This is a genomic window from Methanosarcina flavescens, from assembly GCF_001304615.2.
Taxonomy (GTDB): Archaea; Halobacteriota; Methanosarcinia; order Methanosarcinales; family Methanosarcinaceae; genus Methanosarcina; species Methanosarcina flavescens.
Map to the genome: position 1 here is coordinate 1,147,237 of NZ_CP032683.1, position 23,528 is coordinate 1,170,764.

Here is a 23,528-nt window from a genome sequence, read left to right on the forward strand (position 1 = left end):
AGGAAGGAGTCTTATGAAAGCTCTTGTATTCAACCCTTTTTCTGGAGCAGCAGGAGATATGATCCTCGGATGCACTCTTGACCTTGGGGCTGATCGAAATATGGTTAAAGAACTGATAGAAGCTTCTGCCAATGTATCCGTGGATATAAAAGAAGTTGTGAAAAAAGGAATAAAAGCCCTGGATGTCCGGATAAACGTGCCTGAAAAAGAGCATGTCCGCACATATCCTGAACTTGTGGACGCGGTAAAAGCTGCAGGACTGCCCCCCAGAGTGGAAGCAAGTGCTCTTGATATCTTCATGAGGCTGGCTGAAGCCGAAGCTTCTGTTCATGGACAGCCTGACCTTGAAAACCTCCATTTCCATGAGGTTGGTCAGAGTGATGCCCTTGCCGATATAATTGGCTCGTCTGCAGCTATCCATTCCCTTAAATGTGATTCCATCTACTGTACTCCTATAAACGTGGGCAGTGGAACAATAACAAGCGCACATGGTATTCTGCCTGTGCCGGCTCCTGCAACCCTTGAGATTCTCAGAAAAGGAAAATTCTATTTCAGGGGAGAAACTGAACAAAAAGAGCTTCTTACTCCTACAGGAGCTGCTATTCTCGCCCATTTCGCAAGATCCATTGAAGCTTTTCCTCAGGGCAGGGTGATTTCAATAGGTTACGGCGCTGGTGATTCCGAACTTGCAGGACCCAATGTGCTTCAGGGGGTGCTGTCTGAACTTGACTCCTGTCTGATCCCTGACATTATTGAAGTGCTTGAAACGAATGCTGACGATGTGAGCGGAGAAATCCTGGGCAACCTGTTTGAAGAATTGCTTGCTATGGGGGCAAAGGATGTCGCAATTCTCCCGGCAACAATGAAGAAAGGCCGTCCGGCTCATGTTATCAAAGTTATTGCAAAACCAGAGGACACTGCAAAGCTTGCCCGGAAGATAATTATCGAGACAGGGTCACTGGGAGTAAGGGTTATCCCTACCCGGCACAGATTGATGGCTGCGAGGTGGATAGAATCGGTTAAATTTGAGGTTGGCGGGCAGATATATGAAGCTGCGGTCAAGGTCGCCAGGGATTCTGAGGGCGTCCTGCTGAATATCTCTGCTGAGTTTGAGGATTGCAAAAAGATCGCAAAAGCGAGTGGAGTTCCTGTTAAAGAGGTTATGAGAAAGTCAGAGGAGGCTGCAAGAAAGCTTTTCTCCTGAGATTCACGAAAGGGTGCTGATATATAGAAATAAGAATATAATTCTAAAGCAAAAGCCTGAAACTTCAAGGCTTTCACTTCAATTTTCATTATTCTCTCTATCCAAGTCAGAGTTTGCCCATGGAATGCAAGAGTTCTGCGTTCAGTACACTTGCTCCGGCTGCGCCTCGGACGGTATTATGTCCCATTGCGATATAACGGATTCCTTCTCTTATACGGCCTACTGAGACGCTCATGCCTTTCCCCATGTTGCGGTCAAGGCGCGGTTGAGGTCTGTCGATTTCGTCCCTTACTATCAGGGCTCTCTCAGGTTCGGAAGGAAGTTCTCCAAGCTTTGGATCGAATCTTAGAAAAGCTTCTCTTACTTCTTCAGGCGTTGGTTTATCTCTCATTCCAGCCCAGATAGCTTCGGTATGCCCGTCGACAACAGGAACTCTGTGACAGGAAGCACTGACACTTATATCTGCAGGCACGATTTCAGAGCCGTTGAACTCTCCAAGGAGCTTTAAAGTTTCGGTCTCCATCTTTTTTTCTTCGCTTCCTATGTACGGAATTACATTGTCATAGATTGCCATTGCGGCAACTCCGGAAAAACCTGCGCCTGAGATAGCCTGCATTGTAGCCACCTGTATGGTTTCGAGCCCGAACTGCATAAGAGGCTTTAAGGTAAGGGCCATGACAATTGTGGAGCAATTGGGGTTTGTAATGATATATCCGTCCCATCCCCTTGTGTCCTGCTGGATTTCGAGAAGCTCGAGGTGCTCTGAATTTATTTCGGGAATTACGAGAGGAATATCCTTTTCCATCCTGTGGGAGGAGGCATTACTTGCGACTGCAAAACCGGCTTTTGCAAATTCGGGTTCTACTGTCAGGGCAAGGTCTGCAGGAAGTGCCGAGAAAACAACATCTGCATCTACGGTTTTTGGGTCTACCGGGACAACTTCGATGTTTTCGACGCTTTCCGGCATAGCAGTGTCTAACCTCCAGCCTGCGGCTTCTTTATACGTTTTGCCAGCGCTTCTCTCGGATGCTGCAAGGGCTGTAATCTCAAACCAGGGGTGGTTTGCAAGTGCTTCTACAAATCTTTGCCCTACAGCGCCCGTGGCGCCTAAAATACCCGCTTTAATTGCTACCATCTAAAAAGCTACCTCCGAAAAAGAAAAAATGATTGATAAAAAGGAAAAAGAAAAGTGGAATAAAGAGCTTATTCCAACTAATTGCCGTTTTATTCTTCTACTTTAATTGCCTGGTTCGGGCATGCCTCTTCACATGCGCCGCACTCTACGCATTCGTCCTGGTCGACCACTGCGACTCCTTTTTCTTCATCAAGGGTGATTGCTTCAGAGGGGCATTCATCGACGCAGCTTCCGCATCCTGAACATTCATCTGCATTAACTACTGTTGGCATATTTTTTTCACACTCCTTTTGGTTGCTCGATATATACCTGGAAATTGTACATCACGTTTTTGAAACTTCCATAGGTTATCGAAAAGTTTGGTCATAACGCCATTGACAAGATAAACATAAAAACTTATCGCTTTTTAACAAAATGCAGCCTTCAAAATCAGGATGGAGTTAACTAGCCGGGGATTAAAATATACTATTTAATTTATAAATAAAAAAAGTAAAAAAACGAATTCAACATACTGAATCATGCATAGCAATTCCGGCATCAGTCAGGCGATACATTCCTTCTTCATATTTAAGAAAGCCTTCTTTTAGCAGGAAGTCCATATTGAACTTAAAGAGGAAATCGTTTAATCCTGATTCTTCCTTTAATTGTTTTTCAGTCTTTCCGAAGATTCCAACTATCCGGAGAAGCTTTCTTCTTGCAGGATTTATGGCAACTTTTTCCATCATTATATGTTCCAGTTTGACAGCTTCGCCTTCAGTAGGCTCACCTATTTTATCGAAATACGCATCAAGTTCATCGACTTCTTCACTCATGCAGAAACACCATTATTTTTCTATTAAAGCCATTTCTTTTAAAAAGTTCCGAAAAGGATAAGTGTGTAATTGCAACTTTCTTAGTTAAGCCTCAAGTTTTCATATCTTTCAATATATTAACCCTGCATATTTGCTCCTTTTCATGTTCGATATGATTTCCAGTATTATACTCATGCTCCTGAATTTCTTTCTCAAAAACTATTCCTGATTTCCCAAGATTCTCTTCAAGAGTACTCTCCACAATCTCTATAAGCTTATTTTTCGGGACCTTTGTAACAGCGGAAAGAAGCCTGAGTTCTGCTTTCTCACTTTCCCCGGTCTGAATAAGTTCTATCTGAGGTACTTCTGTAGGAGAGGTTACACTGCCCTTGGCCGTAGATTCATAGAGTTTCATGGAAAGCTTCACATGCCCTACAAACTCAGAATTAATTTCCCGGATTTCATTCTGAATTTTCCGGAGATTTTCTTCTATAAATTGTTTGCTTCCTTCAGGACTTAGATACTGTGGTCCAAGGGTATAGAGAACTGAATAAGCCGAAACTTCGGAGAGTTCAACAGAGTTTTTCTTTTCTTCGGAAGGTTTTTTAAACCCAGGTACAGCAAGCTGCAGAAACAGCTTTTCGAAATTCTCATCTTCATGTTTTGCCGAGAATTTCAGGATTCTGGCTGCAGAATTTATCTCACAGAGCATTTTCTCAACTGCAAGGATAGTTTCGGTAGGGGTTATATCAATCTTGTTTATGCAGAGAATCTCAGCTTCCCTTATCTGATTTTCGATAAACTTTGGGATCTCTTTTGCTTCTGTCCCGAAACGACCGGGATCTACAAGAGTCACTACCGGGGCAAAAGAAAGCTCGGAGAGTTCCATCGTTTCTATTTCCTCCCTAATCTGCCCCGGGAAGGCAATCCCTGTCGGTTCGATGATAACAATGTCAGGCTCATATTCTTCTTCAAGGGTCTGAAGGGTATACTGCATGCTTATTCTGAGTGTGCAGCAGATGCAGCCGCTTGTGAGCTCTTCGGTTACAATTCCAGGGCTTGTAAGGATATCTCCATCAAGTCCGATCTCCCCAATCTCGTTTACAATGATTGCAGTCTTCTTTCCTGCATTGCTGAGCTGCCTGCTGATTCTCAGTATAGTGGTTGTTTTCCCGCTTCCGAGAAAACCTCCTATGATCATGACTTTCATGCCTTTTTCCTCTTTTTCGTGCAGTAATTTTGTTTTTAGGCGGTATGAGAAATATAATCTGTTTAATATATAAAATTGGCAGTCTCACCCGAGTTCCGCTTCGGGATCACAGAAAATCTTCGATTTTCTGGCAAGATAGCCGGTCCGAGAAATAAGGTACTTCGAAGGGAGGACCGACGATATAATTTAATTTTGTTGAAAATAGATTGCGTTCTCATCCAAGAACCTGGAAGTTCCGAACGACTTTAAGGGATTTATTCTCAGAGAAGAGATACTGAGGTATAGGGTTCATGGGTTGCGAGTTTTGATTGATTCTCTTTCCGATTTATCCACTTTCTTGCGGAGTAGATATTTAAATAGTGGGGTGTTAAAGGGATGAGAACGCAATTTATACTATGCATTAACTATATTTAAAATTTTTAACATATATCGTTATTTTATTTTCTATAAATTATTGCATAACTATAACATTAGCATGTTATTCTAACATCATACTACTGTTATAACATAGTTAGCCTGTGTTAGCTGAACTCTTGCTCTTCTTTTTATCCCGTTAAACTCGAGATTTGATTGATAGTTTAATGAGAATAGGATTTTCTTTAGAGCTATCTATGAAATAAGGTTAGTCTTACTAAGGAAATTTAGATACCTCTCAAGCTCGAATTTCAGGTTTGAGAGGATGAATTCAAAGCAAAACAGGAAATTTTCTCGGGTCCGGTCTGGCCGGAAACAATATAAATTGTGTCAAAAGAATAATTTATATATCTCCTGGTAAAGATGAGGGAAGATCGGAACTACAAAAATAATCAACTTGAATTCCTTTGTGTTAACATTACGATCGTTTGTAGCTGTTTATTATCACTTTACAATCGCTCTATAATTATATTAATTACATTTTGTAATTACTTTAAGGAGCATTTGCATGCAAAGCAGGTCAATTACACCGGAAATGAAAGCTTTCCTTATTTCAATAGGTTCAGTTTCCGTAGATCCCTCACTTATTCCACGAGCTCGGGGATCAACTGCGGGTCCCGGAGCGGGTACAGGCTCAGTATTCTTCAGATCGGGAAAAACGCGAGTAAGGCTGAGCGTAAGAGAAAACTCTCCACTTTCTATTCTGAAAGATGAGAACGAAGGTAGTGTTGCGCTTTTCTATATGGGAAAAAAACTTGTGGAGGGGAAACTTGAACCTGCGCTTGCCCACTGTCCTGATCAGGCTTTTATAACTCTTTGTGAGAGGTGCATATTTGACTGCAAATACTGCCCTGTGCCCAAATTGAAGGGACATATTAAAAGTGAGGAGGAAGTTCTGAGCATAATTGATGAGGTTTTACAGGCTGGAGATCTTAAAGCCATTTCCCTCACCTCTGGTGTTGAAACCTCTCTCGAAGGAGAGGTGGAGCGTGTGCTCAAATTGCTTCCTGCTCTCAAAAAGTACAACGTTCCTATTGGAGTTTCGGTGTATCCTACGGAAGGCTGTTCCAGAAAATTCTATGAGGCAGGGGTTTCTGAAGTCAAATATAATGTTGAGACTATGGATAGGGATATCTTCAAAAAAGTTTGCGAAGATCTCTCTATTGACTATATTCTGGATAGACTGAAGGAAGCTGTGAACATTTTCGGAAAAAACCGGGTTTTCAGTAACTTTATAATCGGGCTTGGAGAAAGTGACGATTCTGTAAGGGAGGGAGTCAATACACTTGCAAAAATGGGAGTAATCCCTATTCTGCGGCCGGTAAACCCGCATCCTCTGAGGGCTGGAGACTGTTTTACTGAGCGTCCGTCCCCTGAACGCCTGTTAAAACTCGCAAAACTTGAAGCCGAAATCCTCAAGAAGTATGGGCTCAATCCGGGGCTTGCAAAGACCATGTGCTTGAAATGTACAGGCTGTGATCTTGTTCCCTTTGTTGATCTCTAATTCCTAACTTTTCTCCAATTTTTCTTATCTACTTGTAATTTTCCAGATTTTTTTATTTTTTACTTCAATTCTCCGCTATCTATGCTCTGTTTTTTGAGATTCTTACCTCATTTTATCTCTGTAAAGAGGGACCCCTTCATTTCCACTGGAAACTTCTGCGGATTAATTTTCTTTACTATCTGTGTTTCTTTCGTTTATCTCTTTTTTGCTTCTTTTCTATATACTCCTCAATTTATCTCTAATATTTTCATTTTCATATTAGAAAGTCTCTCTTTTCCGTTTTGGTTTGATTGTTTAGGACTCACAGGCACTTTGTCTGCAATTTTATCTCTTAAAGTTCGCTTGAGGGCCTGTAAATATTTATTCACTTAAGCGCATTCATTCTTATCTTTTTATCTACTTTCCTGGGAGCTTCAGCATCCCCTTATTTCCACTGGAATCTACAGGTTAACAACCTGTTTTCAATGAAATATATACATGAGTTCCGGCTTAATTCTCCTCAGTTGTTTTCTTTCACTCTTCTCAGTTGATCTCTTTCACTCTTCTCAGTTGTTCTCCCTATTCTGAATACCATGCTTGAGTGATTTATTCTGGGGAATCTTTCCTGAGAAATATCTGTTAAAATTACAACTTTAAGGGTAATAAATTCAAAAAAAGAGTCCAAAAGATTGACTCATATAAAATTTTAAATGTTTCCTGTTTAGAAAAAAATAAACCGGAGAGATTCAAAGGTAAAAATCTGAAAAGAAGGGATAAAGAAGATAAAGAGGACAAAGAAAATAACGAAGATAAAAAGGATAAAGAAAGCAATGAAGATAAAGAAGATTAAGAAGATAAAGAAAATAACGATAATAATAAAATAAACAAAAGTAGAAAATAGTATTTTGGGGATCGCAACCGATTAAAGGATTTTCAGGTGGATAGGGCTATGAGAATTAAGTTTTTAGTTTGAGGGTGTTTCATCTCAGGTTCTAAAAAAATTAAAACCCTTTCATTTCCACTGGAAAGATTTAACATCGTTTTTTCTAACACTATATTTTCTGTCTAAATTAAATTCCGTTCGTTTTTGTCAAATTAAATTCCGCCCGTTTTTGTCTTTTTTAATTTCAAATTATAATTTCTAAATCAGGCTTTTAATCTTCAGATTTACCTGCCTAATTTCGATAACTCTTCCACACTCACGCCTTCATGAACGATTTTTGCAATTTTGCGGACAAGACCTGTGGGGTTCTGAGCCTGGAAAACATTTCTTCCAATAGCTACACCCCTTCCTCCTGCTTCAAGAGAATCTTCAATCATTTCCAGCAGTTCCTTTTCAGAATTCATTTTCGGGCCGCCTGCGATGATTACAGGTACAGGGCATCCTTCAACGACTTCTTTAAAGGTTTCAGGGCTTCCGGTATAGTTTGTCTTAATGATATCAGCCCCAAGCTCGGCTCCAATCCGGGCTGCATGTTTTACAACATCCACATCATATTCAGAATGAACCTTTTTTCCGCGTGGATACATCATGGCAAGGAGAGGCATTCCCCATTCATCGCACTTTCCTGCCACATAGCCCAGTCCCTGCAGCATCTCGTACTCGTCTTCAGCCCCTACGTTTATATGAACCGATACCGCATCGGCTCCAATTTTTATAGCTTCTTCTACTTTTGTTACCAGAACTTTATGGTTCGGATCAGCGGAAAGAGAAGTTGAAGCTGATAGGTGGATTATAAGACCGACATCATGCCCGTATCCCCTGTGTCCATGTTTGGCAAGACCCATGTGCCCGAGTACGGCGTTTGCCCCGCCTTCTGCGACTTTGTTTACAGCTTCCTGAAGGTTTCTAAGCCCTTCAATCGGACCTGCACTAACTCCATGGTCCATAGGAATAATAATCGCGTTACCCGTATTTCGATTGAAGATACGTTCCATCCTTATGGATTTACCTATAGTGCTCATGCTGTTATATTGCAGATCAGATAATAAATACTTATCGATATATTTTCTAAAGATCTCTATCATCGTTTTTAAGAGTTCATTTTGTATTTTCGTTCTGGTATATCCCTGAATATCCTTTTTCTACCTCGGTGTCCAGCGTATAGAATAAAAGCTGCATAATTCGTGCGTCTTTTTTCAGCCTGAAGCCTGAAGCATTATAAACTACCAACAATGACTCGCTGCGCCCCCTGTATCCCGCGTCCCATACTGCAGTCTCAAGGGTAGCCCCGCAGCGAATAAGTGTTGATCGTGGCTTTGCAATTGCAGCCAGGTTCATGGGAATATTTACAACCTCATTAAAAAGTATCTTATAGATTCCCTCAGGCAGGTGAATCCAGCCATCACTGCCGAATTCAAGGGATTTTCCATCTGGCAGCTTTCTTTCAGAATTATCAAAATCCACAGCTCCAGGACCTTCTATTGTTTTTATTTCCTTCAGGGTAAGTTCAATCCCATTAGGCTGGATCTGGGTCTCGATGTCAACAGCGTTTTCAAGCAAAGGAGGATTTGCCTGTATAAGTTTTCTCAATTCGGTACTGGATAAAAGCGTCATCTGAATTGTAATTGCGAAGATTCTTTATTACAGTTTCGGATTCCTTTCCCTAAACATCGTCATTTTTCAGATTTTTTATCAGAATCACTAATATCATTATCTTTATTATTTTAGACATTATTTATGAAAAGGTTTATTGTTTTCAGGTAAGTAACCATTACCTGTCAAAATTCTCATATTAATCTCAATCTGGTTTAATAAAGGGTTTACGAGAGGCTTCTAAAGATGGCAAAAAGATCTACTGTATTCGGGATTACTTCATTGTTTCTCATATTTTTGTTAACAGGCTGCGCCCTGGGCGCTATAAACAATACGTGGAACCTATCCACAAGTGAAAATTCATGGAATTTTTCCCAGGAAATTGTAGTTACTGAGAACGCCGGCAAAACTCTGCAAGGATATCCTGTCCCTGTTAGTTTGAACTCATCCAATTTCAATTTCTCAGAAGCAAAAAATGATGGTTCAGATATTCGATTTTTGTCAGGAGATAGAACGCTCAATTACTGGATTGAAACTTGGGACCCTGAAAATAAAGAAGCTCTTATCTGGGTCAGGCTTCCGTCTCTTCCTGCAAACAAGACCGGCAAAATCCTCATGAGATATGGGAACCCAGATGCTGAAGCCATGAGCAATGGAGAGAAAACATTCGACTTTTTTGATAACTTCGAGGGCAATAACCTCAACGAGCTTAAATGGAATACTGAAAGTGCAGGGGGAGGCCTAGTTGAGGTTAAAGATGGGATTTGTAATGTTGCAGCCCCGAAGGTCCATGCTTACGACTCCTCAATGATTTACAGCAAAAAGAGTTTTGAAATTAATTCTATGTTTGTGGTCAAAAGAATGAAAGTCACTACAGGCACGGATACTAGAGGGCCTGTACTACGGCAGGGTTTCATAGATCAGATAGACAGCAGAAAAAACGAAATAAAACATGAAACCGAACTTGCCAATGAAAGCCGTGTTAACCTTGGAACAACCTACAGGAAGCAAAAGAATACTCTCCATGACGTAACTGATGTCAATGTTCCTGAAGGAGAATGGTATGTCTCAGGAATCGCCTGGTATGAAGAAAACAGTACTCGCAAGGTGTCATGGTTTAAAAACGGCGTCCGGGACTCTAAAATGGATTTTGCTTCAAATGATTATATCACCAATTTCCCAATGCGTGTTTATCTGTATGCCGCTTCCTACCAAGATGCATCGAAGAATACAGGCTATATGGCAGTCGATTACGTTTTTGTCCGGAAATTTGTCGAAGCCGAGCCTACGGTCAAGGTTATTTCAGTTCATGGTGAAGACGAAGTTTCTTCAGAAAGTACCTTTGAGGAGAATTCTGTAAACCTTCCTAAAAATAATTATGGCGATAATTTCGAAAATAATTCCGGAAACAACTCTGAAAACGCCTTTGAGAATAGTTCTCAGTCGGGAACTCTTTCTGAGCCTCAGGCAGCTCAAGGGTCCGAGTTAAACTCCGAAACCTCGGCTCCTGAGAGAGTTGCCCAGGCGCAGGAAAACCTGAGTCAAAATGAGATCGGCTCTCCCGATCCTCTATTCCCTGAGTACGATGTGCATATCTCCGGAATCAGGCTTTCTTCCCCTTACAGGTTCGATTTCCCAGCCCTTGTAGAGGAACTCAACTCCTCAGGCATAGATACGATTTTCCTCAGTGTGGACAGCAAGGACGTATGGCAATACGAGCGCTTTGTAAAGATGGCTCATGAAGAAGGAATTTCGGTGCACGCAGTGCTCCTGGAAAACATAAATTGCACAGAAAACGGAGCCGACGACACCTGCCAGGGTTTACTGGATACGATACTGGGTTACAATGAAAAATCCCTCGCCCCCTTTGACGGGATAGATATCTACGTAAACTCCTCTGCTGGGGAAGGCTATAAAGAAAGCTCAATAGACTACAGGACACTGTTTGAAACAGCCAATAAAGAGGCTGAAGAAAATGTATCCATCTCAGCAAGCCTCCCGTTAAATTATAACGCATCCAGAATCGAAGAAACAGCTCCTTTTGTCGATTTCTTCATCATCAGGGCTTATCCTTCGGAAATTGAAGGGCTTAACTCAGTGCCAGGAATTGTTGATACCGTTGCACTTGAGATGGGAGAGATAAGAGGCGCTGGTTCAAGAGGAATAATCGAAGTCTCTGTGGAAGAAGGTTTTAAGGATAAATTTTCTATACAGGAACTCTTTGCCGGACTTTCAGATTATTATTCAAGTGATCCGGCTTTCCTGGGAGTCTCGGTTTTCAATTACGATACCTATACAGCATTACCTCGCACAGAACCAGATGAGAAAAGTTTTCCGATTCCTGGATTCAAAGCTCTCCCGGTACTTCTTGCAGGTCTTGGAGCTTTCGCCCTTTTAAAGATAAAGAGAGATTAAAAAGAAATTAGATAAAAACAAGAGAAATCAAAGAGTAGTCAGATGAAATTAAAGAAAGTTTAATCAAGCAGAAAAAAGACAGGGAAAAGCTAATAGAGAATTATTCTCTCTTTTCCTATCTTTTTTGATCTCACTCTTCTTTTCTCTTTTTCTTTTCCCTTTAATTTTCCATTTTTCCTTTCTTACCAGTCTATTCGTTTTTTAATTCACTTTCTAATTCCTTTTTTCTCTTCCATTCACTTTCTAATTCCTTTTCCCTCTTTTCTGTCGTGCTTTCTGAGCCAAATTATTTTCCTTATTCAACAGGAGAAACATTTTTATGCTGATTGTTCGTTTATACTCTTGTTTACTTCTGTTTAAAGTTCTAAATTATTAAACGTTTGAACGGGGGTTCTAGCATTAAAGTTCTTGGATTGGTGGGTAGTCCTAATATAAATGGAAACACTGCAAAGCTTATAAACGCAATTCTCGACGGAGCTGCCGAAAACGGTGCAGAAAAAGTAATTTACAATCTGGGCTCACTAAACATTAAAGGTTGTGATGCTTGCTGCAAATGCCAGGAATCAGGCTGCTGTCTCATAGATGACGATATGCAGGAAATTTATCAACAAATCCAGACTGCAGACATGGTTGTACTCGGTTCTCCAGTTTACATGTGGCAGATGACTGCCCAGACTAAACTCCTGATTGACCGCATGACAGCCTTCTTAAAACCTAATCTTTCGAGCAGACTTGATAATAAAAAACTGATTCTTGTCTTCTCCCAGGGCAGTCCGGACAGGGACGCCTTCAAACCATATTTTGAATACACAGCCGGCCTTCTTTACTATCTCGGTTTTGATGTTCTGGATACCGTAATTGCTGCTGGCACGGATAAGCTTGAAGTGTCCTTCAGACCCAGGCTGCTTGAAAAAGCAAGGGAGCTCGGAAAACTGGTCTCGACTCCTAACCTTACTGGTCCTGAGTTTAGGAGAGCCGAGTCAAGCTTAACCCCGCTTCTCTGATTTAATTCATTTTATTTTCCTTTTGTCTGCGGTTTTTGGTTCTCCGGACTTGTTTTTACTCATTTAAACCTAATTTTATTTTTTAATCTATCTTCCTTTTTCAAACCTCAAGAAACTCGCCCGGATACTCTACGACCCCGCCTGCCCCTTCAAGTGCTTCTACCTTTAATTCCAGCGCCATAAACGCTTCATTCGGCACGCCAAAAGGATCAGTTATTCTCCACTTATTTGCCGGCTTAAACCCGAATTTAGGATAATATTCAGGATGCCCAAGAAATATAACAGAATCGTATCCCAGCCGCTGGCAGGCTTTGAGCCCTTCTCTTATAAGTTCGCCTTCTATGCCCTGCCTCTGAAACTCAGGTAAAACTGCAACAGGGGCAAGTGACATAATTTCTTTTTCTTCGCTGTTCTCCAGTTTGATAACTACAGGGAAAAAGAGAATGTGGCCAGCTATTTTCCAATCAATTTCAGCCACAAGCGAAAGTTCGGGAATAAACTTTGGATTTTTCCTGAGGTTCTCAACTAGTTTTCCTTTATTGGGCTGCCCGAAGGCAAGATTGTTTACTTCGGTTATTGCCGGGCAGTCTGAAAGAGTTTCGGGGCGGATTTTAATAGACTTCTTTCCTTCCTGTTTGTTTCCTTAAGCATGTTTCTCTTTTTCCTAAACAAGTGTTTTTTTCTTCTTATAATCTCATATAATAACAATTTATTGTCATAACAACAATTTATTGTCATAATAACAATTTATTATCCCTATTTTTTCTCTCTGTAGAGTTTATATGTCTAATGTATTCATTTAAAGAATGCTTAAGGAAGATCAGTTCTATTTTAGTTCTTAATCACCCCAGTTTTTCCCTATAAAAATCTATAAAATGGAGCCCAGTTATGATCCCCCTTTTCAGTGCAGGAAAAATCGCGCTTGGAAGCATTAGAAGTGCAAAGTTGCGTTCAACCCTTACCATACTTGGAATTGTCATAGGAGTTGCAGCCGTAATTGCAAATGTATCCCTCGGGGCAAGTTTCAACCAGCATTTTACAAATGAAGTGACCAACCTGGGGTCGAACTTTATCTATATCCAGGGAATGCAGCCCAAGCTTTTTTACGATAATGAGCTCAAGATTGTTGAAAATACGCCCGGAATTTCGGGAGTTTCGCCTTTGAAGTCACAGACCGCAGAAGTCACGTACATGTCCGAAACCAAAAATATCATGGTTAGCGGTGTCGGGGAATCTTATGATGAGGTAGCGAATACAAAGCTTCAGAAAGGGGACTTTATCGCCGACAATGACGGGTACGTGGCTGTCATCGGGCACAAGGTTGCAAACGAAAAGTTTGATCGTAACATTTCTGCCCGGAGTTCCATAAACATAACCTTCACGGTAGGAGAAAATGAAAAAGTTTCAAAGACCTTTAAAGTCAAGGCAATAATCCAGAACCCGGAAAATACTGTTGTCCAGGCATATGACGACAATGAGGCTGTTATTATCCCGATCGATGTCATGAACAAGATTCTTGGCGAAAAAGATTATGGCGGGATTTTTGCAATGGCTGAGGATCCTGCGACGATTCAGGAGACTTCGGATGAAGTAGATGAACGTCTTGCCCGAAATTTTGGGATCTCCGAGAGGGCACTTGAAGATAAAGAGGCTCGTCCTTATTTCATCATCAATCAGGCTGAGATCTTAAAACAAACAGATATGATGGCAGCAGCCCTCAGTTCTTTCCTGACGACCGTTGCGCTGATCTCTCTGCTGGTCGGCTCTATAGGGATAATGAACATTATGCTCGTAAGCGTGACTGAAAGAACAAGGGAGATAGGAGTGCTCAAATCCCTGGGATTCACAAGCTTTGATATCCTTTTCCTTTTCATGGTTGAGTCAGTCTTACTTGGAGTTTTCGGAGGCATTCTCGGTAGTATAGTAGGAATTGCAGGCGCATACAGCGTTGAGACCTTTCTCAAGCTTCCTGTCATATTTCCTTTCAACCTCATAGCAGCCGGATTTTTTGTGGCTGTGTTCGTGGGCTTCGTCTCGGGAGTCTACCCTGCAAGGAAAGCTGCAAAAATGAAACCTGTAGACTCACTCAGGCACGAGTGAACACCCGATTCCACATTCCGCCTCAGATAAACTTTTTAAATAGGCTTTATTCCTGAAACTTTATTTATATTAAATATTATATAATTCTTTATAATTTCCATTTTGCTTAATTATCCTGCTTTCGAATACGTAATTTATTGATCCGCTTCTTATTTCAAGAAAAAGCGATATTTCCACAAAAACTAACATAAATACACAGGGGGTTTGCAACTGGCACAGGAAACAATAGAAAAATCCGAAGAAGAATGGAAAAAGGTGCTCACGCCCGAGCAATATCATGTCCTGAGGGAGAAAGGTACAGAAAAACCCTTTTCCGGCAATCTGTACTATAATAAGGAAAAAGGAATTTATACCTGTGCTGCCTGCGGGCAAGAACTATTTTCCTCGGATACAAAGTTTGAATCTGGCTCAGGTTGGCCAAGTTTCTATGATGTAATCTCGAGTGACAAGGTAAGGCTCAAAGAGGACACCAGCTATTTCATGAGCAGAATCGAGGTAGTGTGTTCCCGCTGCGGAAGTCATCTGGGTCATGTTTTTGACGATGGACCTGCGCCAACCGGGAAGCGTTACTGCATTAATTCCATCTCTCTTAATTTTAAGAAAGAAGGGGAAAAAGACAAGCAAGGAGAAGAAGGAAAGTAAGCTCAAAAAGAAAGTAGGAATATCAAACCAGGAAGAAAGTAGGAAGGTCAAACCAGGAAGAAAGTAGGAAGATTAAACCACAAAGAAAGTAGGAATATCAAAAACCAGATCAGGTTAAGCCTGATCTTTGAGATTTACAGATTCTGCGGTTGGAGAAAGGGGGTTTGGGCGGAACTTGAAATTGCAAAAAAAGTATTTCGAGATGTTTGGATTTTTAATCTTTCTAATCTTCTACCTTCTGTTTTTCAACCTTTTATTTCCTATTCAGGGCTCAGATGCACCTATCTATGCTCCGGGCACACTCATTTTTGCTTTATTTGGGTATTGGTTAGGAGGCATCCTGTATGAGAAGTATATAAAGTGAAAAAGCCTGATCGAAAAATATTCTGGCTTCACAATCTAAGATATGTCTATATAGAGATTTTACTGAACTTTGATCTTCATAATCTTTATCATAGATTACAACAATCTATTGAATAGATGTTAAAAGCAATAATTTTTGATGTGGATGGAGTTCTTGTAGATTCCATGTTTTACCAGGCCGATGCCTGGGTTAAAACCTTCAAGGAAGCTGGTATTAACATCACCAGGGAAGATATTTACGAGCTTGAAGGCTCAAATAACCAGAGGTTAATTAAATCGATCTTCGAAAAGGCTGGAAAAGAGCCTGATCCCTGGCATTTAGAGCAATTGCCTGAAAAGAAACGCGAGGTTCTTGAATTTGATAAAATAAAACCCTTTGAAGGTATTCTGGATTGCCTTAAGGAATTAAAACAGCACTTTAAGCTCGCCATGGTTTCCGGGTCACATATCGACACGGTAACTGGGGTTGTAAATAAGTATTTTTCTAACTGCTTTGACGTCATAATTACCGGTAGCGACCTTGAGCGTGGGAAACCTGATCCCGATCCTTATCTCAAAGCCCTTGAGATGCTCGACCTGACAAAGAATGAGTGCATAGTAATTGAAAATGCACCTCTGGGCATAACTGCTGCCAAGAGGGCGGGGCTTTACTGTGTCGCAGTTGCAAGTATGCTTGAACCTGAAAAAGTAGAGCATGCGGATCTTGTACTCGAAGACCATGCTGCCCTTCTCGAATATCTGAAGAGCCTTATCCCAAAGTGATCGCAGTTCTCTCCTGATCACTTCTTCACTCTGCCCGAGTTTCCAGAGATATTATGGACGGAAATTGAGGAGGCTTTTCAGAACGCTTTTTCTTTAAACTCTTTTTCAAGCATTTCTCTCACAGCACTGGGACCATTCAGTTCTCGGGCAAGCCTTCGCAACCTTTGAGTTTTATTTCTATACTTTTCTTCCTCAAGAACTTCCCGGATACATTCGAGAACGACCTCAGGAGGTGTGGAATAACTGAGCATCCTACCATAGCCCTCTTCTTCAATCACTTCAGCGTTATTTTCCTGCTCGCTATGCTCCCTGTCAGGAAAAGAAAGGATAGGAATTCCGAAGCTCAGGGCTTCTATAATGGTACTGTGCCCCCCAGGGGCTATTACTGCATCCGAGCCCTTCATGTATGGGTATGTATCTTCTATGAACTTAAGGAGTTCTACATTTTCCGGCAGGTCAGCAAGCTTTGAGGGGTCAAGGGAGGGACCTGAGATTAGAGTATAATTGATAGAAGTATCGAGCTTTGCGGTCTCGATTACTTTTTCGAAAATAGGTCTCCTGTATCCGAAACCTCCAATAAGGGAAACAGTATGTGGCTTTTTAAGGGTAATTTGCTCCACTTCTTCATACTTTTCTTTTAAAAGGGGGCCACTGTAGAATACTTTTTCCTGAACTTTACCCCGGAAATTCAGATTTTTCCTGCAAACGGTATAGGGGAGGGGATAATCAGGAATAATTATTTTGTTTACTTTCTCAAAAATTTGGTTGTAGAATCTTCTTGTCATTTCCCCAAGAAGCCTCAGAGAAACTCCTCGATTTTTAAAAAATTCCTCCATATTTGATTGGTTCAAAATAAGGTATACTGGAATTCTAAGTGTGAAGCCGGCAAGCGTTCCCAGATAATAGCTGTCCGAAAAGATGACATCGGGATCTATATCTTTTATCAGCTTCAGAAGCTTTGGCCCTCCTAAAATATCTGCGTTTTTAAGAGTTGCCTCAATTGAACCCTTGAAATCCAGGGTTCCAGCCTTTCCGATCAGCTTTATTTCAGAGGGAATTTCATGTGCCGGATAACCTGTCTTCTCAACCATTTCCTTTGAGTATCCATAAGCTCCGAAATGTACTTCGTGCTCGCCCTCAAGAAATTCTTTTCCAAGTGCCAGGCATCGGCTGGTATGACCAAGTCCCTCTCCACAGATTAAAATAATTATTCGCATTCCCATCCTTTCCTTTAAAGCTGCATTTATTTTCCCTTTATTCTCCCCTTAGTTTTCAACTTTTAATTCTATATTTCAGGTCTTCTTAAAAAAAATTGCGGACAACTTCCGGCTTGACATCCAATCTCTGAGAACTACTGGGAAAACGTTAGAACAGCGTCTAATCTATAGAGTGAGACTTACTAACCTTTAGAATTGGATAATTATGAAGATTCTAAAAATAAAAGGAAAGGAAGTAACATGGGAGAGCTATATAAAACTTCCTACTGATGGCACGGTTTTTGGTCTGTTCATGTATTTTTTTGTCCCACGCTACTATTTATCGATACACCTCTCAGGTATATATACTTTTCTTTTTTCTATGTAATTCCTTAATTAAGTATTGTTCTTACGCTCATGGAATATATTTATTTCTCAAATTTAATTTTATGTTTTGTTGTCCTGCCTTCTTCTATTTCTACCCTTTATATTTCTTTTTTATCAGTCTGTCAACTGAGTGAATAATCAAAGGGCAGAAAAGAAGGGTACAAATGATAACAACCATGTAAAATCATTGCAAAAAGCAGAGGTCAAAAGTAATAAGAAATGAGAAGAAATTCACGGATTCAAAGTGAATTTAAAAAAGAAAAAGAGAACAGAGGGCTTAGAAGCCGTAGTTCTCTGGCAGGAAGACCTTAACTTCACTCTGGTATTTTGTGAGGCAGTCGTCCATGAACTTGTCCATATCGTCTGGAAGAGCTTCGAGGGTTGCCTTTGCGTCTCCGAGAGCCTTGGTCTCGAACCTGGAGAGCTCGAGCTTGCCAGCTGCACCTTCGTTGACGATGTTGCAGCATTCTATTGCGGCGTTCTTTGCTCTGAGGTAGATGTTGTCTCCGTCCTTGACAATTGCTTCACCGACTCTGTATGCGTTGTCGTATGCAAGCACATAGGCCTGTGGGTCTCTGTACCTGTCGGAAAGCATGAGAAGGTCCCTGAGAACTTTGTCGTTCTTGGTTTCAAGAGCAGTGTTCATGAGGGCGCAGTCGTATGCGAGGGACTCAGCCCAGCACTGAACAGTTGTACCGCCGAATTCGCCGTGGTACTCAACAGACTCGTTGGACCAGCAGTCACAGCACTGCATAATGAGGTTACCCATAACATCAGAGTGGGCACAGGTGGAGGTCTTACCTTCCTGGGTCATCGGCATACCAGTGATGGCTTTGATGATAACGTTTTCATATCCGCAGTCCTTACCAGGGCCCTCTGCTCCGCATTCGTATGCAACGAGGGATCTTGGGGCGGAAATTGCCCTTGCAATGATTGCGAGGGTGTGGGCAAGGTTCTTGTCAAGCAGCCCACCGCCAATGAACATTGCCGTGTTTGCCTGGGCGCAGTCAGTGTCACCAGCTGCAACAGTACCTGTCTTCTTTGCGATTGCGGCAATGTCGGACCAGATTAGTTCCATGTCAATGGAGCCGAGGCAACCGATTGAGTAGAGAATACCAGCAATGTCGTTTCTGAGAACTGCGTAGTCGAAAACTTCCTTACCACCCATGCTCTCTACGGAAAGCAGGTCTGCGCCGGCCTTGGCGCATTCTTCAAAGGCTTCGAGGAAGACAGAGTACTTGTCGCCTCTGAGCTGGAGGAAGTCCCTGTTCTCACGGATGTCACCAATTGTGTGGCGAAGTGCACACTTTATGCCATATTCATCGTGATATTCTTCCATGATGGTCTTCTGGGCATGTGCAACTTCTGCTCCCCAGGAGGGGTTGTTGGACATCTGCTGAACGTGTTCGGTTTCGAGGATAACTGCCGGGAAACCAACCTGAACCATTCTTGACATAATGTCGGTGGTGATCCTCTCATATTCCCTTATGAGTTTTTCCTTGGATGCACCGGCTTCTGGCCTTGGAGCATAGTTAATTTCAGGAATTGTGTAGCCTGCACCGATCTCGAGATCGAGACCTGCCTTTACCGGATACTTGGACACGCCGAAGGTCATTTCGTCTGCGCTTGCATATGCCATTGAAGTGTATCTTTTTGCTGCCATTTAACTCACCTCAGTGCTTGTGGAATTTCTCTCTTAATGCTGCGATATCTGTAGTACCTGCAACGATTGCGTCAGCAATCTTGGGTGCATCAGCGGCTTCCTCACCATAAATGCCGAGTGCGTACTGGGATACGAAGTCCTGGTTAACTGCGCCACCACCGCATGCAAATGGAATCTTATATCCTTTCTCGAGGAGTTTGTCGTTAACTTCCTTGAATGCATACATGGTGGTGGTCATGAGGGCAGTACCTGTGACCATTATTGGGTTGTTCTCAGCAACTGCTGCAAGGACTTCGTCCACAGGAACGTCCCTTCCGAGGTCGACTACATTGTAACCGTTTGCCCTGAGGAGAGCGGTAACGATGTTTTTCCCGATGTCGTGAACGTCACCCTCTGCAACATGGCAGACAACAGTTCCCTTTGTTACAGGAGCAGTTTGGGAATTTTCCTTGCAGAATTCGATACCTGCGAGCATGGCATCAGCGGACATCATGACATTTGGAAGGAAAATTACACCTTCATCATAGAGTCTTGTGACAACGCCCATACCGACCATGAGAGCGTCATCGATAAGTGCAATGGGGTCCTTGCCTGCATCGATTGCGGCCTGGAGACCCTCGATAACGTCATCTTCTTCTCCTTCAAAGATGGCCTTTGCGATCGGGTAGATTAATTCGTCCTTAGGATAGATCTCTTCTGCGGCTTCTTCAGGTGTCATTGCCTTTTCCAGAGCCACATTGTATCTGGTTAATACTTTTTTCAGACTTGCTTCTGTAAAGTCCAACATATTTCTAAACCTCCGTTTTGGTTTTTAGCAAAAAGGTCGTTACCGTTTCCGGGTCTGCAGTCCCGGAAATGTTCGGCACCTTGAGGTCCCGGCTTTTCCTCCGTGAAGTTTTCCTCTTCCGGGGGCATTAAGTTCTGAAAAATCTGCAATATATCCGTGCCACAGGATTTTATCTTCAGATTATCCTCAGCAACCTTCCTGCGAAAAAATTTCTCCTTTTCACCGGAACTTTTCCTTTTTGAGTTAATTGCCTGTCTGTAATGCCAACAAGCGTATACAGCATAATTAGGGGAAATCATCACATATACCATAACCGACGGAAATTTTTTCCTGGTTTTTATAGTGCAAGATGAGGTCTAAAATTTTGAGCCGACTATGCAGTTTTCTATCCTGAAATTTTTTGCTGGTTTTTTTCCTGATAAACAACCCTTAAATTTTTGAGGCAAATTTGTCAGATGTATACATTTTTGCGTCTCAATTCCTGTACGTGGGTTGAATACATAATAAAATCTTTTGAACAATGCGATTATTCAGATAAATCCTTTCAAAAATTTCAATGTTCATGCTGCACTCTTTTCAATTTTACATAATTCAATTAGTCAGTCTGTAAGGGTCCTATCGATTTTAAACTCTCGCCAATGATACCGTTTTTACGGGGATCTGAGATTTTTCTCAAACTCATATAATTATATTGTTTAGATTCCCTCGCGTCTAAAATTATTCATCCAAATTCTTTTATATAAATGGGTATATCGGATACCCCAAACATATGGCACAAACGCTTCTTCCTATTCAGGTCATACAGGATCAGACTGGAACTTAAATTTTCATCAGACCTTGCGCGGAGATTTTAGCGTCACTTGATACAGACATTTTATATTTACATAAAAACGCGATAGAAGTGGTTTGAATGCAACATAAGTTAATAGATGTCGTATTTCGTTCCCAGAAAAGAATAGACCTCATTTTACTCTTGGGAGAGGAACCAAGAACAATGGAAGAAATTAAGACCCTTCTTGAAGTTTCTCCCACCGCTATCTTACCCCAGATCAAAAGGCTTACAGACAGCGATATTGTTATTCAAAAAAATAGCAGCTATGAGTTGACAGATATGGGTGAACAGGTATTTAAAAAAGTTCAATCCCTTGTCAATGTCCTCACATTGCTTGAGCGAGACAATTACTGGATCGAGCACGACCTCAGTGGAATTCCTCAGTACCTTCTCGATAGAATAGGTGACCTTAAGGACTGTAAACTGGTTGAAGCCGATCCGAGCCAGATTTTTGAGCCACGCACAGAACTTTTGAATTTCTTCTCTTCTTCACGTTTTCTTATGGTATTTTCGTCCTTCTACAGACCTGAATTCCTGCCCCTTTATACAAAACTTGGAAGGCTGGAGTCTGAGGTTACCCTTATTTTCACGGAGTCAGTACTCGAAAAATTCCTGTATAATTATGAGAGGAAAATAAGGAAACTTTCTACAATGAAAAACGCCGAACTTTTTGTCTGTAATGATGGGGTCAAGCTGGCTGAACTCATGGTCTCGGACCGTGGAATGATGATCTCTCTCTTTGATAGTAATGGAAGATTCTATCATAATTACATGTCCTGTTCCGAGCCTGAAGCTGTAAACTGGGCAAAGGAACTTTTTGAATTCTATAAATCAAGAGCATGGCGGATCGATAGCGAGAAAAGTATTGATAACTTTGTCTGTACAGTTGAAAGTGAAACTTTCCCGGAATCCATGCTACTCAGCCCGCACTGAGATACAAAAGTAGTTTGAAAGGCAGCTTCAAAGGTAATCTGAAAGGCGATTTGAAAGGTAGTTTATAAGGTAGTTTATGCAGGTTTAACTTTAGAGTCAGATTTTCAACCAAATTCCTGATATTAACCAAGAATTTTTCCGGAGTTAACTTTAATGAGCACGGAACTACAATTAATAGACACAATTTTTTTTTCGGACAAGAGGAAAAAATTGCTTCTACTCCTGAGGGAAGGGGCAAAGACAATTGAGGAAATCAAGACCGAGCTTGATGTCAGTTCCAGCCCTATAATGGCTCAGATTCGCATTCTGCTCAAGGAAGGGCTGCTGGTGCAAAAAGGAGATAGTTATGAGCTCTCTATAAAAGGAAAAATTATTGTCCCCAAAATGGAACCTCTTCTCTCTACCTTCCGGGTTTTTGATGAAAACCATGATTACTGGGCAAGGCAGGATTTGAGGACCCTTCCTTCCCATCTGCTTGACCGGATCGGAGAACTTGGCAGCTGTAAGGAGATCCTGCCCGAAAGAACCCACATTTTTGATTACCCTCCTGAAATTATGGACCCTCTTTACAGGTCAAAGACAGTTATGGAAATATCCTCATTTTTCCGCCCTGGATATCCGAGCCTCTATCTGGACCTTGCAAAAAGAGGTATTGAAGTCTCGCTTGTTCTGGAAAGGTCAATCTATGAAAAACTGATTTCTGACTACAGGGCAGGTGCTGAAGAGTTCTTAAGTCTGGAGAATACGCGCCTTTTTGTCTGTGACGATAAAATTGAGCTTGCTTCCAGTATTGTTACAGATCGCTTTATTTCCCTATCCATGATCTCTAAAGAAGGAAGATATTATAATCATGAAATGGTAAGCTTTGAGAAAAGTGCCCTTGCCTGGGGGCAGGAGCTTTTTAAATATTACAAAGATCTGTCCGAAGAGATAACTGAATTGGAATCCAGTTGAAGTTCAATTGGAATCCAGTTGAAGTTCAAATGAAATCAGTTTAAACTCAAATGAAATTTAACTGAGGTTTAACTGGAATTTAAATTTTTGCCTCCAAAGTTTGATATAGTGTTACATTGTAACTTCTTTAATCTATGAAAAAGCAAGGTTTCCCAGAAGTTCTTGATGAAAATACCGAGATCCTTATTCTCGGATCCCTTCCAGGTGACGTTTCTATCAGAGAACATCAGTACTACGCGCATCCGGGCAATGACTTCTGGAGGCTGGTCGGCAGTATTATTGGAGAAAACCTTCAGGACATGAGCTATCAAGATAGGCTTGATACTCTTAAACGTCACAAAATAGGGCTCTGGGATGTATTTAAAGCCGGAGAACGAGAAGGAAGTGGGGATGCAAAGATAAAGGACGAAGAAATAAACCAATTCTCAATGCTGAAAGATAAGGCTCCGAACTTGAAACTGGTTCTTTTTAATGGCAAAAAGTCAGGAGAATATGAGCCAATTCTAAGGGCAATGGGATATAAAACGAAAGTCCTTCCTTCGTCAAGCGGAGCTAACCGGCGGATCCTGAAAAGTAGAAAATCAGAATGGGAAGCAGCTTTAAAGCATTGATAGGCTCTTCCTTGCTCCCACTCTCTTACAATTTCCAGATAATTATGATTTCTGTTTATAAGAGCTACTCTAGCGTGCAGTTCTGTTCTTTTGACTATCTGATTTC

The 23,528-nt window shown here is 41.5% G+C and carries 20 protein-coding genes; 10 read left to right on the forward strand and 10 right to left on the reverse strand.

Annotation, left to right across the window (positions count from 1 at the left end):
* The first annotated feature begins 13 nt into the window (after positions 1-13).
* Positions 14-1,204, forward strand: a complete 1,191-nt coding sequence (larC, locus tag AOB57_RS05130) for a nickel pincer cofactor biosynthesis protein LarC (protein ID WP_054297885.1) — start codon at positions 14-16, stop codon at positions 1,202-1,204.
* A 106-nt stretch (positions 1,205-1,310) separates the two neighbouring features.
* On the opposite strand, the gene asd is transcribed toward larC, so the two are convergent.
* The 4 genes from asd to AOB57_RS05150 all read right to left on the reverse strand — a co-directional run bounded on the left by asd (position 1,311) and on the right by AOB57_RS05150 (position 4,340).
* Positions 1,311-2,339 (reverse strand): aspartate-semialdehyde dehydrogenase, encoded by a 1,029-nt coding sequence (asd, locus tag AOB57_RS05135; protein ID WP_054297884.1) that lies wholly within the window; start codon positions 2,337-2,339, stop codon positions 1,311-1,313.
* An 89-nt stretch (positions 2,340-2,428) separates the two neighbouring features.
* Positions 2,429-2,611, reverse strand: a complete 183-nt coding sequence (locus tag AOB57_RS05140; protein WP_054297883.1) for an indolepyruvate ferredoxin oxidoreductase subunit alpha — start codon at positions 2,609-2,611, stop codon at positions 2,429-2,431.
* Positions 2,612-2,842: 231 nt separating this feature from the next.
* Complete coding sequence (locus tag AOB57_RS05145) at positions 2,843-3,151, reverse strand: hypothetical protein (RefSeq protein WP_054297882.1); 309 nt, start codon at positions 3,149-3,151, stop codon at positions 2,843-2,845.
* A gap of 91 nt (positions 3,152-3,242) precedes the next feature.
* A complete protein-coding gene (locus tag AOB57_RS05150; protein ID WP_054297881.1) occupies positions 3,243-4,340 on the reverse strand; it encodes a CobW family GTP-binding protein in 1,098 nt (365 codons plus the stop codon).
* A gap of 922 nt (positions 4,341-5,262) precedes the next feature.
* Between AOB57_RS05150 and AOB57_RS05155 the strand changes: the two genes are divergently transcribed.
* Complete coding sequence (locus tag AOB57_RS05155; RefSeq protein ID WP_054297880.1) at positions 5,263-6,258, forward strand: radical SAM protein; 996 nt, start codon at positions 5,263-5,265, stop codon at positions 6,256-6,258.
* A gap of 1,146 nt (positions 6,259-7,404) precedes the next feature.
* Here AOB57_RS05155 and AOB57_RS05160 read toward each other — a convergent pair.
* Both AOB57_RS05160 and AOB57_RS05165 read right to left on the reverse strand, forming a co-directional pair.
* Complete coding sequence (locus AOB57_RS05160; protein WP_054297879.1) at positions 7,405-8,202, reverse strand: 2-amino-3,7-dideoxy-D-threo-hept-6-ulosonate synthase; 798 nt, start codon at positions 8,200-8,202, stop codon at positions 7,405-7,407.
* A gap of 76 nt (positions 8,203-8,278) precedes the next feature.
* The gene (locus AOB57_RS05165) at positions 8,279-8,794 is read right to left on the reverse strand and encodes a deoxyuridine 5'-triphosphate nucleotidohydrolase (protein ID WP_054297878.1); all 516 of its coding nucleotides are present in this window, start codon (positions 8,792-8,794) and stop codon (positions 8,279-8,281) included.
* Positions 8,795-9,019: 225 nt separating this feature from the next.
* On the opposite strand from AOB57_RS05165, the gene AOB57_RS05170 reads away from it, so the two are divergent.
* Together AOB57_RS05170 and AOB57_RS05175 are read left to right on the forward strand one after the other, a co-directional pair.
* The gene (locus AOB57_RS05170) at positions 9,020-11,188 is read left to right on the forward strand and encodes a DUF2341 domain-containing protein (protein ID WP_054297877.1); all 2,169 of its coding nucleotides are present in this window, start codon (positions 9,020-9,022) and stop codon (positions 11,186-11,188) included.
* Between the two features lie 380 nt (positions 11,189-11,568).
* A complete protein-coding gene (locus AOB57_RS05175) occupies positions 11,569-12,192 on the forward strand; it encodes a flavodoxin family protein (RefSeq protein WP_264371731.1) in 624 nt (207 codons plus the stop codon).
* Between the two features lie 100 nt (positions 12,193-12,292).
* Here AOB57_RS05175 and AOB57_RS05180 read toward each other — a convergent pair whose 3' ends face one another.
* Positions 12,293-12,808 carry a GNAT family N-acetyltransferase gene (locus AOB57_RS05180; RefSeq protein WP_082384059.1) on the reverse strand — a complete coding sequence of 172 codons (516 nt, stop codon included), beginning with the start codon at positions 12,806-12,808 and terminating at the stop codon, positions 12,293-12,295.
* A gap of 272 nt (positions 12,809-13,080) precedes the next feature.
* Between AOB57_RS05180 and AOB57_RS05185 the strand changes: the two genes are divergently transcribed.
* The 3 genes from AOB57_RS05185 (at position 13,081) to AOB57_RS05195 (ending at position 16,059) form a co-directional block, all read left to right on the forward strand.
* Entirely contained in the window at positions 13,081-14,292 is a 1,212-nt protein-coding gene (locus tag AOB57_RS05185; RefSeq protein ID WP_054297875.1) for an ABC transporter permease, read from the forward strand.
* 210 nt (positions 14,293-14,502) lie between these two features.
* The gene (msrB, locus tag AOB57_RS05190) at positions 14,503-14,934 is read left to right on the forward strand and encodes a peptide-methionine (R)-S-oxide reductase MsrB (RefSeq protein ID WP_054297910.1); all 432 of its coding nucleotides are present in this window, start codon (positions 14,503-14,505) and stop codon (positions 14,932-14,934) included.
* A 480-nt stretch (positions 14,935-15,414) separates the two neighbouring features.
* Entirely contained in the window at positions 15,415-16,059 is a 645-nt protein-coding gene (locus AOB57_RS05195) for an HAD family hydrolase (RefSeq protein WP_054297873.1), read from the forward strand.
* A gap of 77 nt (positions 16,060-16,136) precedes the next feature.
* Here AOB57_RS05195 and AOB57_RS05200 read toward each other — a convergent pair whose 3' ends face one another.
* From AOB57_RS05200 to mtaC, 3 genes are all read right to left on the reverse strand, one after another.
* Positions 16,137-17,276: a UDP-N-acetylglucosamine--N-acetylmuramyl-(pentapeptide) pyrophosphoryl-undecaprenol N-acetylglucosamine transferase gene (locus tag AOB57_RS05200; protein ID WP_054297909.1), complete on the reverse strand. Its 1,140-nt coding sequence runs from the start codon at positions 17,274-17,276 to the stop codon at positions 16,137-16,139.
* Positions 17,277-17,919: 643 nt separating this feature from the next.
* On the reverse strand, positions 17,920-19,305 hold the full coding sequence (gene mtaB, locus AOB57_RS05205; RefSeq protein ID WP_054297872.1) for a methanol--corrinoid protein co-methyltransferase MtaB: 1,386 nt from the start codon (positions 19,303-19,305) through the stop codon (positions 17,920-17,922).
* 10 nt (positions 19,306-19,315) lie between these two features.
* Positions 19,316-20,092, reverse strand: a complete 777-nt coding sequence (gene mtaC / locus AOB57_RS05210) for a methanol--corrinoid protein MtaC (RefSeq protein ID WP_054297871.1) — start codon at positions 20,090-20,092, stop codon at positions 19,316-19,318.
* A 910-nt stretch (positions 20,093-21,002) separates the two neighbouring features.
* On the opposite strand from mtaC, the gene AOB57_RS05215 reads away from it, so the two are divergent.
* From AOB57_RS05215 to AOB57_RS05225, 3 genes are all read left to right on the forward strand, one after another.
* Positions 21,003-21,857, forward strand: coding sequence for a helix-turn-helix transcriptional regulator (locus AOB57_RS05215; protein WP_193726279.1), 855 nt, complete (start codon positions 21,003-21,005; stop codon positions 21,855-21,857).
* A gap of 153 nt (positions 21,858-22,010) precedes the next feature.
* Positions 22,011-22,811: a helix-turn-helix transcriptional regulator gene (locus tag AOB57_RS05220; RefSeq protein WP_054297868.1), complete on the forward strand. Its 801-nt coding sequence runs from the start codon at positions 22,011-22,013 to the stop codon at positions 22,809-22,811.
* Between the two features lie 134 nt (positions 22,812-22,945).
* Complete coding sequence (locus tag AOB57_RS05225) at positions 22,946-23,422, forward strand: DNA-deoxyinosine glycosylase (protein WP_054297867.1); 477 nt, start codon at positions 22,946-22,948, stop codon at positions 23,420-23,422.
* Positions 23,423-23,528: the final 106 nt, after the last annotated feature.